This window comes from Candidatus Poribacteria bacterium, assembly GCA_016866785.1.
Taxonomy (GTDB): Bacteria; Poribacteria; WGA-4E.
In genome coordinates this window covers 1-15,311 of record VGLH01000096.1, presented here as the reverse complement: position 1 = coordinate 15,311, position 15,311 = coordinate 1, and the positions used below count along the sequence as shown (strand labels likewise).

Genomic DNA, 15,311 nt, shown 5'->3' with positions numbered 1-15,311 from the left:
TGGCTGCGGAAGTTGGCGGCGAGCCCGGTGACTGCCTGCGGTGGCTCGCCGATGACCCACCGGCTGATGCTCGCGCCGTAGCAGCAGTAGTCGAGCAGGGCTCCGCCGCCGTCTGCCGCGCTGTGCCACCACTCGGCGCCCTTCTCGTCATCGGAAAGGCTTGCCAGGGGACCCATCGAGCCGGAGCGGCGCTTGTACTGGAACACGTCGCCGATCTCTCCGGCCTCGACCATACGCTTCGCGAGCCGCAGAGACGCGCCCCACGTCGAGGGCCAGTTGATGCAGAGGACGACCTCCTCGCGGCGGGCGACGCGTGCCATGTGGAGCGCTTCGGCGTAAGACGCGGCGGGCGGTTTCTCGACCAGAACGTGCGCTCCGGCTGCGGCGATGGCTTCGGTCACCTGACCGTGTCGCGCGTTCTCCGGGCAGGCGATGACGATGTCGAACTCCTCCTCGTCGAGCATCTCCTCGTAGTCCTCGTAGACCTTCTCGATGCCCGCCTTCCCCTGCGCGTACCGCAGGTTCGCGATGCGGGTCATCGGTGCGTCCGACAGCGTCGCCGTTGACGGCACAGTGTCCGCGCACGCGACCCATTCGACGTTCGGGAGCGCGTCGAACTGGTCGATCAGCCACGTGACGTGCATGTGTGCGAACCCGACGATGCCGACGCGGTAGGTCTCCGCCATGCCTGCGTGCCTCCGTGAATGGAACTGCATGCGACGCCGCTGACGAGGAAGCGCCGGTCGCATTGTTCATGACACGAGAGCGGAACGCAAGGGCGACAAACAAGCAGACAGCCCCCTGCGTGTGAGGGCTGTCTGCTGATGGGTCCGTACCTCGCCGAGATGTCACCGACGCAGGTCCGCCCACACGGTTGGCAGCTTGCCCGATGGCTGCACGGCGAGCCCGCCAGGCGGCGTGATTGACAGCGAGTGAATCCACAGGTTCCGATCCTTGGCAGGCGGCGGATCGGGTATCCACGCGTCGTTGGTGAACCAGATGCCAATCTGCCCCTTGAGCCCTGCCTCGGAGATCGCGACGGCAGACTCAATGACCGCCCAGTCCTGCCCCTTCTTGGAGTCGGCGCGAGCCTTGCCGGTCATCAGGCTGATCTCTTTGTCCGTCTGACCCTTGACGTTGTTGACGTCGACGATCGTCTTCGCCAGCTTCTTGATGCCCTTCTCGGTGTAAAGGCGCACGTCGAACTCCGCCCATACGTCCGCCTTGGTGTCGGCTTCGTCGAGCTGATCGCTCTTCGCCTTGACGACGAACTTGTATTCGCCCTTGGTGGGGAACACGACCCAGTCGTCGGACATGATCGGTTCGCGGGCTCCCCAGTAGTGCCAGCCCTGTCCGGCGGCTGCGGGGATCGCGCCGTGGAAGTTGCCTAGGTCGAGGAATCTGTGACCGTCCACGTTCGAGAGCTTGGAGCCCTCGAACGTCACCGGGAGCGTGACGTCCGCCGTGGCGGCAGACGCGAAGAGGAGCGTTCCGAGAACCAGGCAGACAGATAGGACGCAATAGCGCATGGGTTTCTCCCTATCCTTGTCGGGCAGCCGTCCGAACGGGTTGTCTGCTGGCTCTTGCGGCTGCTCAAGCGCCACCGATCCGGCGCGCCGTCAGCGCGCGCCGCAGGCTTGCAGGCACGCCTGCATGTGTCCGCGCGACTCGGCGGCGATCCCGCAACACTGCTCGAGGCTGTACTCCTTCGCCCCGATGACCTCCAGATCGACGGGTCCCTTGTACCCGTTCTCGTGCAGCACCCGCAGGTATCCGACGAGGTCGATATCGCCTCGGCCGTTCGCCTGCATCTCCGGTTTGCCGGGAGACTGCTGCCGACCCTTGCAGTCGCGGATGTGGATGTGCTTGACGCGCGACACGACGGCGGCGACCGCCTCGACCGGGTTCTCGCCCGCCCGGTAGATGTGCGACGGGTCCATGTCGATCCCGAACGCTGGCGACGTGATCTCCTGCATCGCCCGGAGCGTCGTCGGCGTGTTGTAGATGCTGCCGCCCACGTGCGCCTTGACGCAAAGCGTCACACCGTACCTCGCTGCCATCTCGGAGAGCTTGCCGAGGGAGTCGATGACTTTGGGCCACGCCTCTTCGTCGTCGGATTTCCCCCCGGGACCGCAGTTGACGACGGGGATGCCGATCTCGACAGCCGCCTGGAACGCCTGCTCCATCGTCGCCGGGTCCTGCGACGGCTGCTCCATCGCGAGCAACTCGAGGCTGTAGTCCTTCGCCAACTGCTTGATGCTCGCCGCCAACTCCTTCCATCGCCCGAGGACGAGATGTTCGCTCATCCCGCCGATGGCGGAGACCTCGATGCCGTCGTAGCCCGACATCGCGATGCATCGAAACGCCGTCTCCATGTCGTAGCCGCCGAACAGAACCGAGTTGGCTCCCAGTTTCACGGTGGGTCTCCTCTTGCCGAATCGTTGTCGAGCTCAGTCACATCTTAGCCGACCGCTGCGAGGCGCATCATAGGGTGTACTCGGAGCGATAGACCTCCAGCGAGTACTGGAAGTCGTCATAGTCGATGTTTGTAGAGAGTGAATGATCGGAACCGTAGACGAATCGCGCTCCCCGCGCCTTCATGCCACGGATGAAGCCTGTGACGCCGGCGCGGATCACATCGCGGTTGCCGCTTTCGAGGATCCGCGCGTCGAGACCGCCGACGAAGGCGATCCGGTCGCCGTAGCTCTCAGCGAAGGCGAAGATGTCGTTGCCCGCCTTCACCTCCATCGGGTTGAGCCCGTCGAACCCGGCGTCGACGATCAGCGGCAGCGCCGCCGCCTGATAGCCGCACGAGTGGAGAACGACCGGCAGGTCGTAGCTGTGGAAGAAGTCCACCATCTCGCGGTAGTACGGGAAGATCACCTCATCGAGGACCTTTGGGCTGCAGAACAGCCGGTCGCGGTAGCCCAAGTCTTCGTAGAGCCAGACACCGTCCGGCAGACCCGCGTTCTCGAACAGATGGCGGAATCCGGCGATGTAGAGATCGGTATAGACGCGGTTGAAGTCGTGAATCCACTCGGGATCAGTCAGCAGGGCGGTGTACATCGTGTAGTCGCCCATGCTTCCGCGCATGTTCTCCCAGATGAACTGCGTCCCGAAGTGCGCCCAACGTCCCTTCGCCCGCCATGTCTCCAGGTTCTTGGCTACGGCGGCGGCGTCGCCGAACCTGGATGGGTCGATCTCTGCCACGAGCGGGCGATAGTCCCGCTCCCATACATCCCGATCCGTCATCAGGAAGTCGATGTGCTCCGGCGTGCCGGACTTGTGTTTCCACCACTTGAGGGCGGCTCCGGCTCCGTTGCGCACGATCCGCCACTCGTCGGTCTCTTCGAGCACCTCGTGGACGCCGCGCTTGGGGAGCCAGTCGAACCACCCGCCGCACCCGACCAGGTCGAACCCGAAGTGCTCGACGGCGCTGACGGGGTTGCCGTTCGCATCGGTGGGCATCCCCTGCTTCGCCCATTTGCGGACCGTGTCGCCCCACGGCGAGTCGTGGATGGGGATGTGGTCGGCGGGCAGATGGCGCAGCATCGCATCGACGGCTTCACGTCCGGTCTGCATGGCGAACCCTCCGGGAACGCTTGACGATTTCTGCCGCCGAGCGTTCCTATCGGCGTCGGGTGAACGAACGGCTGGCGTCAGTTGCCTGCGGCGCGCTTCTCGCGTTCCTGAATCCGCTCTTGGAGCTTCCTCGCGGCTTCCGGATCGCCGATGTGCAGCGTATCGTATGCCTCCTGAGAGGAAGCGAACGGCGCATCGCGCCCGGCGAGGAAGTTGTGGTAGATCGGCGCGGGTCTGCCCGTCTCGCGCGTGCGCCGATCGATGTGGCGACGCATGTGCGCTTCGAGCATCGCGACGACCTCCGGCTCCTCGGCGGCTACATTCCGGTGTTCGCCGGGATCGCTGACCAGGTTGTAGAGCTCGACCTCCGGCTTGTAGTGGAAATCGGGCTCCAGCGCGTGGATCAGCTTCCAGTGCGGCGTCCGCCAGCCGTGCTTGTGCATCCACGTGCATTCTGTGAGGTAGAAGGTGGACTCCGGTTCACGGGGTTCGCCTCGCATGAGCGGGCACAGGCTCCTGCCGTCGAACGCGTCGTCTACGGGGATGCCGAGGAGCTCCAGCACGGTCGGGACGATGTCCTTCGTCTGGACGTAGTCGCGGTGCCTCATGTTCGCCGGCGTCTTGCCTGGAAGGACGAACGCTAGCGGGATCGTCAGCGTCGGCTCGTAGAGCCCGTGGTGATCGTAGTGGCAGCTATGTTCGTAGAGCGTCTCGCCGTGGTCGGCGGTCAGGACGATCAGCGTGTTATCCGCTTGCCCAGTCTTTCGAAGCGCCGCCCGGATGTTGCTGATGCACGAGTCCATGTACGCCACCGCGCCGTCGTACTGGGCGTCCATGTACTCCTTGTCGGTACATCCGGGCGGGAACCAACTGATGAAATAGTCGCGGAACGGCTTGAAGTCGTAGAGCTCTTGGAGGGAGCCTGGATTGTCCGCGAACTCGTTTCCTCCGTAGAACATCCTCTCGAACGGCGCCGGGGGCAGGTACGGCGTGTGCGGATCCATGTGACGGAGGAACAGAAAGAACGGCTTGTCCTCGGCAGCGAGCCGTTTGAGCTCGGGGATCGCCGTCGCGTTCATGCTCTCCGCCTTGGGGCTGCGCCCGTCCTCGCGGTTTCCCCACCCGGCGAAGTTCAGGTTCGTCTCGAAGCCACGGATGTTGTATCCCACCGTCGAGGTGTTGTACCCCGCGTCGCGGAGGATCTCAGGAAGCGTCCGATGCCCTGGGGCGATCTCGCCCCGGTGACCCAGCGCGACGACGTTCGTGCCGAAGCAGTCGAGACCCGTCAACATCGACGAATAGCCGGGCGTCGTCGGGATGCTCGGCGCGAAGCAGTGCTCGAACACGATGCCGCCGGAAGCCCACCGGTCGAGGTGAGGGGTCGTCAGACGCGGATAGCCGTAAAGGCTCATGCGGTCGGCTCGCAGGCTGTCCACACCGAAAAACAGGAGGTTGGGCTTCTTTGCCATAGGTCCGAGTCCTTCTTCGCGAGGGGGTCGAGCGGGACCGGGCGTTGCGCTGGGTCAGCATACTAGATACGGGCGTCGACCATGTCAACGGCTCTCGCGGAAGATCGCACCGACAGCGGTCGTCGAGGCGCGACGAAGGTCTGTGCCGTCAGAGCACTTTGCAGGCGCCAGCCGGACTGTCATAGGATAGCCGAGCCCGATCGATCCTCACATGTCCAGTCGGGGAAGGAACCGTATGGACAACGGATCCGACGCAGGTGCGACGCCCGCATGGGTGCGTGAACTGGTCGCTCTGTTCACCTTGGCGGTTGCCGTGGCATGGCTCGCCTATGTGTTCACGCGTCCTTCTTTCGCTCCCCGCACGTGGATCACGCATCCTGTGACCGGAGGAGCGATCCTGTTCGTCCTGCTTCCGCACGCCCGGGCGTCTCTCGTGCGGCGCGCCGTGCTCATGGTGATCGGCTTGGTCTGCCTGTGGCTGGCTGGCGCGACCGCCACGGTGTGGACGCCATTCGCGCTGGCGCTGTCCATCGCGTACTTCCTCCGATTCCTGTCGCGAGCCCTGCGGACGATTCATCTGCCTGGCGGACGCGTGCTGCGTCTGCCGAGGTTCTCCGCCAACGCGGTCATCGTGGTCGCGTTCGTATCCATCGCGGCTGCCGGTCTCTTCGTCGTCGTGCCGGGCGTCGTCCACCAGACCGCCCAGTTGGCAGAGGGAGCCGGTGTCGCCTACCGCGAGGCGTTTCGGTTCCGCACACAGTCCCTGCCCCTACAGATGGTGAACCCGAACGCCCAGCCGCCGCAGACGCTCGCCGAGGACGTGAGCGCCTACGGAAAGTCCTGGCCCTCTGGAACCGAACTGACCTCCGAGGTGCGCGCGGCGATGCGACAATACGGCGTGACGGTCGTCACCGTACGAACCGACCCGCTGTTGACGAACTGGCTGGCTGAGAGCGCTTGGGTCGGCTCGCTCAAGTCCTTCTGGCAGCGAATGTTCGGCGACGAGTTCACGACATCGGCGGTGCGTTACCTCGAGGGCAGGTTGGGAACCGTGACGAAGGGAGCGACGGACTCCGTCGCGTGGTTCTTCAGCCTGTCCGGACGAGTTCTGTCGAGCGCGCTGGGAATCGCCATGGTCGTGATCTTCTCGCTGATCGTGCTCGCGTATTTCCTGCCGGCTCGCGAGGCTTACGTCGCCGCGTTCTTCCGTCTCTTCCCGGAGGAGTCGCGCGGCAGAGCTCGGCGCATCGCCTCGATGATCGACGACAACCTCACCGCCTTTCTGCGAGGGCAAATGCTGGTCGTCGCCTGCGTCTCGGTTCTCTCGGCGCTTGCCTACTGGCTCGCCGGGACGCCGTTCCCATTGCTGGTAGGGGTCGTCGGCGGCCTGATGAACACGATCCCGAATGTCGGCGTGTTCCTCGTCGGCGTGTTCGCCTTCGGCTCGCTGGTGGTCGGGACGATTGTCGGGTTGGAACCGCCGATCGCGTTGGCGATCTACGTCGGCGGGTTCAACGGGTTCCTGCTCCGAGCCCTGCTGATACCCGTGGCCGTCGAGGTCGTGCAACTCATCGACAACTCGCTGATCTCACCACGGGTGATGAGCCAAGCCATTCATGTCGATCCGCTGCTGATCATGTTCTCGGTGCTTCTCGGAGGCACTCTCTTCGGCTTTTGGGGCGTGCTGCTCGCGGTTCCTGCGCTGGTCGTCATCAAGTCGGCGTGGGACGCGTACCAGTCGGAACGCGGGTGACCCGCGCACGAAGCAGCAGGCGCGCCAGCGGGCTGTAGGACTCGTCGGACGAGTTCATCGGAGCCGCTGCCCCGACCCACGCAAACGCTTGACAGGATGGGCTCCCTATGGTAAACCCAACCCGTCTTTCCTGCGTCCGGCGCGGTCATTCGACCTCGCCGACGATCGCGCAACCGGGTCATAACGCGTTGCCGCTCCGGTTACTAAGGTGTTGCCGATGAAAAGATGCTGTCCGCGCGGAACCACGGACTTCGGGTGGCTGCGGCGCTGGATCGCCGCATGGACTCTCTGCTTCCTGGCGGGGGCGACCGTCACGAGCGCCGTCGCGCAACGCGCCGAGCTCGCACTATCACAGGATGCGGAGATGATCCGCCGCGCCGTGCGGATGGACAACATCAAGCGAGACATCGCGCGCCTTTCCGCGCTGGAAACCCGCGTCACCGGCTATCCCGCCTCGGATTCCGCTGCCAAGTACGTCTTCGACCGCTTCCAATCTCTCGGGCTCACCCAAGTCGACTCGCGCACCTTCTCCATCGCCGTTCCCATCGACCAGGGCACGGGGCGGCTGGTGGTGCAGGGCCCGGACGGAGTCGAGATCGCGTCGATTCCGGTTCGCGGCTTGTGGCCCAACCTCGTGCGCGCGCCCTTCCTGGCGAATGGGTTGCAGCACAAGACCGCTCCGGGCGACACGCTGGACTCGATCGCCCATGCCTACCGCGTGGACGCGACGGCAATCGTCGACGATCCGCGCAACGACGAACTGCGCAATCAGCGACAAGACGGGCTGGACAACGACAACGACGGCTTGGTCGACGACGCCGACCTCGACGGCGAGATCACGCCGGTCGCGGGCTCCAACGTCTTCATTCCGACGGGCGGCATGACCGGCAGGCTGGTCGATGGCAAATCATGTCGGCTGGCGGACTTCAACCGCAAGCCCGTGGGCGGCTTCTGGTACCCGGTGCAGTCCGGCGACTCCATCGAATCGATTGCCCGTCAGTTCCGCGTCGCGCCGGGCAGCATCGTGGACGACGTGCTCAACGTGCATCTGAGCCGTAGCCACGACGGCATCGACAACAACGGCGACGGTGTGATCGACGAGTACGGCGAGATCGAGCCGACGTCGGTGATCCAGGGGTGGGCTCGAGACGGGGTCGACAACGACCGCGACGGGCTGGTGGATGAGACAGCGTCCAGCGATCGGGCGGGCGTCTCCGAGGCTGCCGTCTTCGTGCCGCGTGGAGCCGTCGTGCTGGCGGACTTCAACTCCGGTACCGAGTGGATCAACGCGGCGATGCTCGGGGCTCAAGCGATCCTCTTCGTAGAGCCCGACGAGACGATCCGCGGCGAAGCCGAAGACAAGTTTCTCACCGTCCCGGCGAACATCCCGCGTTTCTGGGTCGCGAAGTCAGATGCCGCCTATCTGAGGAGCCTGCTGGGTACCGACGGCGGCGCGACGACCGAAGCCACCGTGCAACTCACCGCCGATGTCCGCTGGGAGAAGCGGACGGGGCAGAATATTCAAGGACTGTTGCCCGGCTCCGACCCCGTCCTGCGGGATGAACTCATCGTCGTCCAGGGCTACTACGACTCCATGTCCGTGGTTCCCACGCTCGCCCCGGGAGCGGAGACGACCGCGGGCATCGCCACGATCTTCGAGCTGATTCGGCTCCTGAACACGCCGGAGTTCCAGCCAGCGCGCTCGGTGCTGTTCTTGGCGACGGGAGCCCACTTCCAGGGCTTGTCCGGCATGCGGGCGTTCATGGAGGGCATCAGCCAAGACAACGTCTCCGTGATGCGGGAGATCCGCGACGACCTGAAGTCCGACGTAATCGAGTTCCAGGAGTTTGGGCGTCGCATCGCGCTGTCGCTCGACCGAGGCTATCTCGTCGAGTTCAGACCCTCTTTCCATCACCGCGTCAACAAGCTGTCGTCGGACCTCGACGCGCTGGTGACGAGCCTGAACGACCTCTCGCGGATTCAGGGGCAGATCGACGGGCTGGCGTCATCGCGCCAGGCGGCGAAGGAGCAGGAACGGACGCGGCGGATTGCCGACCTTTCAAAGAACCGCGACCGGCAGGAGTTCACCGAAGAGGAGAGGGCGCGGCTCGAAGTGAGTCTGGCGCGCGCCAAGGCGAGCGCGCTCCAGACGGCGCAGTTCCTCAAGGAAATCGTGCGATCCATCGCGGCGCTGAAGGCGGAGACGCTCGCCGAAGCCCGAAAGACGGAACACGAACTCCTGACTAGCATCGCACTGCCCATCGCCAAAGTCGATGTCTGGGCAGTGCAGCGGCTAATCGCGCAGATCCGCAGCGGCGAGATCGGCGGAGCTTTCGAGCGAGGTCCGGAATCGAGTCTGCTCCCTTACACCGATCCAGGTACGCTGCCGGCGGAAGCCGTCGGAACCATGTCGCGGATCGACATCCCAGGGTTCGGCGCCATCGATCCAGCCGCCTCGCTGAACGATCTGCGGCCCGCGCTGGAGGGTTGGGAGGTAACCACCGGCCGGATCGCGGAGTTCTACACGCCATACCGCCTGCTTCAGCGACATCTGACCGCGGCGGAGCTGGGGCGCATCCGCGCCGCCCAGGCGACACTCCACGGCAGAACGTCCAGCCAGTCCAGCGCCGATCTGGCTCGGTCCGAGATCGCGCTACTGCGCAAGGCGGCGAGCTCGGTCGACGCGCGGGGTGGAGACGCGAATCCTGACGCCGAGGCGATCCGGAACGCGGAAAACTCGTCGTATCGACAGGCACAGCCGCTCCTCGAGCGGTATCTCACCGAGGACGAACTCCGGGCGCTGAAACCGCTCTACCGTGAGCTTTCGGACGCCAAAGCGCGCGACATTGCGCTGGGCGAGATACGGCGGTACCTGAACATCGCGGCGCGGCAGGCGCGGATGGAGAAGGGAACCATCGGCGCGCTCCTGGCATCGGCAGAGCAGGGCGTGTTCGCGCGCGACTTCCGACCTCAGGAACTGCTCGCCCTGAGGAACCATCTGAGCGATGGTGAGTACGTCGAGCTGCTTGGAACCCACGCCCAGACGTTCGCGGAACACGAACGCGAAGCGCTGCTGACCGAAGTCGAGCGACGCGCGTTCAACGACGTTCTGGAGCTCGAACAGCTTCGCGCGAAGCTGCCGGCGCTCGAGCGCGACTTCGTCGAGGACGAGAAGCGTCTGCTCCGTAACAACCTCCTCACTCTGCGCAACAGCCGACTGCGGAACGTCCACAAGCGCATCGAGCGCGTCTCGCGCATCGACGGCGCCGAATACGAGCGGCGGATCGCCAACGTCGTGCAGGCGGTTCAGCTTCAAGACGAACTCAACCGCTACTACCAGTCGCTCGTCGTCTCGGTCGATCTGTCGACGCAGGGCAGCCAGCTCGGGGTGTTCTACAAGGGCTGGTTCTACAACGACAACCGCGAGTTCGAGCTGCGCCGCGAGTTCGCGCCCATCGGCAACAAGCTCGTCGAGTACGCGACCAACGCGAGCCTCAAGCAGAATATCGAGGCGCTACGCCGGTTCCCCGACGACTACGTGCGCCAGGCGGTTCTCTCAAGCCAGTGGGCGATTGCGGATCGACTGGACAAGGTCGAGGCGCTGGAGGGCAAGACCCTCGAGACGCTCGTCTTTTCCTATTACGACCAGTTGGCGTCGCTCGGAGGCGTCAGCCGTCTGATGAAGCTGCAGTTCGAAGACATGCGGCAGAAGGGCGAGCCGTCGCAGTCCATGCTCAAGGACATGGACTACATCCGCAAGGAGGTCGAGCGGCTCGTGCGCAACGACGTGCGCGAGGCGCGCCGCAGCCGCAAGTCGACACAACGTCTATTCGCGCGAGTCGAACGCATGCTGGCGCTTCGCAGCGTTCCGGTGGAAGACCTGTCCGACGACGAGATCAACGACATCAAGACGCTGATGGTCATCGCCGGGATCACGGCGAAGTCGAACTTCGTCAACGCGATCAGCGCGAGCGGCGGCAAGACCTGGCAGACGTACGTTCCCGGGAAGATCGCATTCGATTCGGAAGTGGCGACGCTGTCCGGCAAGACCGGGATCGCCTTCGCAACGGTTGACGACAGCCGCGTCCTGACCGACACGCCGTTGGACACGTACGGCAGGCTCAACTACACGAACCTCCAGCAGCAGGTCGAGACGCTCGCCTCGCTGATGATCCAGGTGCTCCGCGACCCGAAGATGCCGACGTCGGCGCGGGTCGGCAACTTCTACTGCACGCTGTCCGGGCGTGTGCTGCAGTACGACGCCCGCGAGAGCGCCGTGCCGCAAACGCCGGTTCGCAATGCGCTGGTCGCCATCCGCCAGCAGAACAAGACGATGATGGGCGTGCGCGGCGACCTGTTCGTGCTGGGCGACCAGAAGGGCAAGTACGACATCTCCGGCTTGGCGATGGAGGGTCGCGCGACTTCGCGTCCCGGCGGGACGCAGGAGACGGAAGCCTACGTCCTCGACCCCGAGTCCGGCGACATCGTCTATGCGCCCGATCTCGGCAACTACGGCGCGAAGATCTATCCGAACAAGGTCGCCATCAACCGGCGGCTCGTCGGGGCTCCCATCGTCGTGTTCCCATGCGTCAGCACGACGATCTACGACCTGGTCGATCAGCGCTACCTGCGCACCCTGACGCAACTCGAAGTCTACGACGCGGACCGCGACGCGCCGCCGGAGCGTTATGGTATCTCCCGACCCTGGGTTCAGCCGATGGTGTCGTCGGCGGAACCCATCGCGCTCGTCTACTCGGAACCGGGGTCGCGCATCAAGGTCAGCATGGCGTCCGGCTTGCTCGGTAAGCTCCTGTTGCTCATCAAGGCGACCGCGACCAACGTGGACAATCCGACGCTCTACACGGGCGAGGGGTTCGTCGTTCGGGAGAACGGCTCGATCCGCGTGACGCCGTACGTGGTCGTCCAGGACATGTGGAACCTGGACCAGTCACGCATTGCGCTCTACCAGCGGTATGGCATCAGCAACAAGCGGCTCGAGGAGCTTCACGCGGACGCTTCCACGCTCCTCGGACGAGCGGAGCAGGAACTGTCGCAAGCGAACTACAGCGACGCGCTCAAGCTGGCGCGCGCCTCGTGGGGCAATGAGTCCATCGCCTACCCCGACGTGAAGGCGACCGGCAACGACGTGGTTCGCGGCGTCATGTTCTACCTGTTTCTGCTGCTGCCATTCGCGTTCTTCCTCGAACGTCTCCTGTTCGCCTTCACGAACATCAACAAGCGCATCGGCGCGACGTTCGGCATCTTCCTGCTCGTCTTCTTCTTCCTGAGCCGCGTGCACCCCGCGTTCGAGATCGCCGAGACGCCGTTCATCATCCTGATCGCGTTCGTCGTGCTGGCGCTGACGATCGTCGTCATCTCGATCATCATCCGCAAGTTCAACGAACAGCTCGAAAAGATGAAGCGCGAGAAGTCGAAGATCTACAAGGCGGACGTGGGACGCCTGTCCGCTAGCGCCGCCGCGTTCTCGCTGGGCATCTCGAACATGCGGAAGCGGCGCGGACGCACGATGCTGACGTGCGCCACGCTGGTCGTCTTGACCTTCACGGTCATCTCGTTCACATCGGTGCGCAGCGAGATCCGCGCGAACGCGACACGGATTCCTGGTATCACGCCCGTCTATCAGGGCGTTCTGGTGCGCGACCAGTATTGGCGGACGCTGGAAGAGCCCGTTCTCACGGGTATCCGCAACGACTTCAAGCGCTCGACGGTGACCGTCGCCGGCGAGGAAGGGCGGGAAGCCGTCGCGGTCACGAACAGTGTCGCACCGCGCGCTTGGTACGAGTCGGCGAGCATCGGGAACCAGTCGTCCGTTCTGCTGGAGAACCGCGCCGGCGACAAGAGCTACGCGGTGAACATGCTGATCGGCATGTCGCCGGAGGAGCCCCGCGTCACGCGAATCGACTCGAAGCTCGTCTACGGTCGATGGTTCGCAGAAGGGGAGGACGGCGCGTACGTCACGGTTCTCCCGAAGGGCGTGGCGGATTCGCTGGGGGTCACCGAAGAGGACGTGATCAACGGGGCGGCGGCGGTTCGGCTCCTGGGAGCCGAGTTCAAGGTCGTCGGCGTGCTGGGTATCGACTTCAAGGAGCTCACCGACCTCGACGGCGAGGAGCTCACGCCGGTCGATTACCAGCTCTTGCAGCAGCAACAGTCGCGCGGGGCTCAGGACAGCACGCTCGAAGGCGAACTGCAGAAGTACCAGCATCTCCCGCCGGATGCCGTCGCGATCCTGCCGTATGACATCGTCATGTCCCAGGGCGGGAACCTGAAGTCGATTGCCGTGAACATGGAGGACCCGGGGCTCGAACTGCCGTCGGGGACGACGATCTCCCAGAAGATCGACGCGACCATGGGTCCCCTGATGAAGCGGTCGGCGCTCGACTTCTTCGTCGGCAAGGGCAGGAACGTCCACCTCTACAGCTCCATCGGGGCGACCTCGACGGAGCAGATGAGCAACCTCTTCATCCCGGTTCTGATCGCGGCGCTCATCGTCCTGAACACGATGCTCGGAGCCGTGTACGAGCGCGTCCGCGAGATCGGCATCTACAGTGCCGTCGGGTTGGCTCCCGTCCACATCGCGTTTCTGTTCATCGCCGAGGCGTGCGTCTACGCCGTGCTTGGAGCCGTGCTGGGGTACCTGCTGGGTCAGATCACCGCATGGACTCTGGTGCAAACGGGATGGCTGGCGGGACTGACGCTCAACTACTCGGCGCGGTCCACCGTCTACGCGACGATGATCGTCATGATGGTCGTGTTGGGATCGACGATGTATCCCGCCATCAAGGCGGGACGCATGGCGGTTCCCGATATCGAGCGGAAGTGGCGACTGCCCGATCCCGACGGCGACGAATGGAACTTCGACCTGCCGTTCACGGTGCTGGGCGAAGAAGCGCTCGGGCTGAACATCTTCATGCGGGATTACTTCGAGGCGCATGCCGACGAGTCCGCCAGCGACTTCTACACGGAGAACGTCGCGTTCCAGCGTCTGAGGCAACCCGATGGGGCGAAGGACAACTACGCGATCGAGATGATGGTCTGGCTCGCGCCGTACGACCTGGGCGTCAGCCAGCGCATCAGCCTGCAAACGTCTCCGGTCGGCGGCGAGGAGGAGGACCTCTACCGCATCCATCTGACGGTGTTCCGCGAGAGCGGCGAGATCGCGTCGTGGAAGCGCGTGAACCGTCGGTTCCTGAACCTGATTCGGAAGCAGCTGCTCATCTGGCGGACGTTCAACGTCGAGCTGCGCGGCGAGTTCCATGCCCGGGGGCGCGAGGAGACCCAGCGCCTGGCGGGCGTCACGCCGGAGTTCGCCTCCGACTAGCCGACGTGCGGCTGATCGGCGCCCGTCGCGCGCAGGCTGGCGAGGGATGCGTAGTTCGTAACTGCTGAGGGAACCAGAGTGGCACGAGCAAGACGACGCAGCGAATCGCTCGCGGAAGAGATGATCTCATGGGCGAAGCGATACGAGACCGACGAGGGCGTTCATGCATTCGAATCCGGGCTGACCTTGAAGGTGCTGCTCGGAGCGATGTTCGTCGGCTTGCTCATGATGCCCGGCGCGATCTACCTGTCGCTGCAGACGGGTCAGCAGGCGGGTGGCGCAGCGGCTCCGTGGGTCGCGGTCATCCTCTTCACCGAGATCGCGCGCCGATCCTTCCAGACGGTTCGCAAGCAGGAGCTCTACATTCTGCTGGCGCTGACGGGCGCGGCGGTCGGAGCCGGCGGTCAGTACGCCGGATACGTGTACGACTCCTACTTCATCAACTCCCAACAGGCGGAATCCTACGAGATCGCCGACAAGATCCCCGACTGGGCGATCCCGCCGAGGGAGTCCAAAGCGCACGCGGAACGGTCGCTCTTCCACAAGGACTACTGGCTCGCCGCGCGGGACAAACAGACGGTGTTCGGGCTATCCGTGGGCCCGATCACGTTGATGCTCATCCTGCAGTTGCTGGGGCGAATCCGCCACATCGGGGGGAGCTATTTCTTCTTCCGGCTCACGGCGGACTACGAGAAGTTACCGTTCCCAATGGCTCCCGTGAGCGCACAGGGAGCCACAGCGCTCGCGGAGAGTACGGAGAAGAAAGAGACGTGGCGCTGGAGGGTCTTTAGCATCGGCTCCATCATCGGGATGGGGTGGGGACTCGTCTACGTGGGCGTGCCCCAGCTCACGGCGGCGTTGGGGATGTCGCAGCCGATCAAGATCATCCCGATTCCCTTCATCGACTTCACGCAGAGCATCGAGGGCTTTGCCCCGACGGGGACGCTGGCGATCACGACCGATGCCGCCGCGATCCTGCACGGATTCGTCCTGCCGCTACCCATCGTCATCGCCAACTTCGTCGTCCGGGTCTTCTCGGCCTTTTTCTTGAATCCGTGGCTCCATTCGCGGGACATCCTGCACACGTGGGAACCGGGCATGGATGTCCGGGTCACGGGTCTGCGGAACAGCCTCGACTTCTGGTTCAGCTTCGGCATCGGGAAGA

Annotated in this window: 8 protein-coding genes; 3 read left to right on the top strand and 5 right to left on the bottom strand. The window is 64.5% G+C overall.

The annotated features are described in order from the left end of the window. The 5 genes from FJZ36_13460 to FJZ36_13440 form a co-directional block, all read right to left on the bottom strand. Window positions 1-749: Gfo/Idh/MocA family oxidoreductase (locus tag FJZ36_13460; protein ID MBM3215913.1), on the bottom strand; the 749-nt coding region annotated here is incomplete at its 3' end. A gap of 99 nt (window positions 750-848) precedes the next feature. Then, a complete protein-coding gene (locus FJZ36_13455; protein MBM3215912.1) occupies window positions 849-1,529 on the bottom strand; it encodes a hypothetical protein in 681 nt (226 codons plus the stop codon). Window positions 1,530-1,619: 90 nt separating this feature from the next. Further along, window positions 1,620-2,417, bottom strand: coding sequence for a sugar phosphate isomerase/epimerase (locus FJZ36_13450; protein MBM3215911.1), 798 nt, complete (start codon window positions 2,415-2,417; stop codon window positions 1,620-1,622). 67 nt (window positions 2,418-2,484) lie between these two features. After that, the gene (locus tag FJZ36_13445; protein MBM3215910.1) at window positions 2,485-3,582 is read right to left on the bottom strand and encodes a hypothetical protein; all 1,098 of its coding nucleotides are present in this window, start codon (window positions 3,580-3,582) and stop codon (window positions 2,485-2,487) included. Between the two features lie 77 nt (window positions 3,583-3,659). Then, window positions 3,660-5,051 carry a sulfatase gene (locus FJZ36_13440; protein ID MBM3215909.1) on the bottom strand — a complete coding sequence of 464 codons (1,392 nt, stop codon included), beginning with the start codon at window positions 5,049-5,051 and terminating at the stop codon, window positions 3,660-3,662. A 211-nt stretch (window positions 5,052-5,262) separates the two neighbouring features. Here FJZ36_13440 and FJZ36_13435 point away from each other — a divergent pair, with 211 nt between their 5' ends. The 3 genes from FJZ36_13435 to FJZ36_13425 form a co-directional block, all read left to right on the top strand. Beyond that, window positions 5,263-6,804: an AI-2E family transporter gene (locus FJZ36_13435; protein ID MBM3215908.1), complete on the top strand. Its 1,542-nt coding sequence runs from the start codon at window positions 5,263-5,265 to the stop codon at window positions 6,802-6,804. A 217-nt stretch (window positions 6,805-7,021) separates the two neighbouring features. After that, the gene (locus FJZ36_13430; GenBank protein MBM3215907.1) at window positions 7,022-14,146 is read left to right on the top strand and encodes an FtsX-like permease family protein; all 7,125 of its coding nucleotides are present in this window, start codon (window positions 7,022-7,024) and stop codon (window positions 14,144-14,146) included. Between the two features lie 78 nt (window positions 14,147-14,224). Continuing rightward, window positions 14,225-15,311, top strand: a 1,087-nt coding sequence (locus FJZ36_13425) for a hypothetical protein (protein ID MBM3215906.1), incomplete at its 3' end; no start/stop codon positions are given.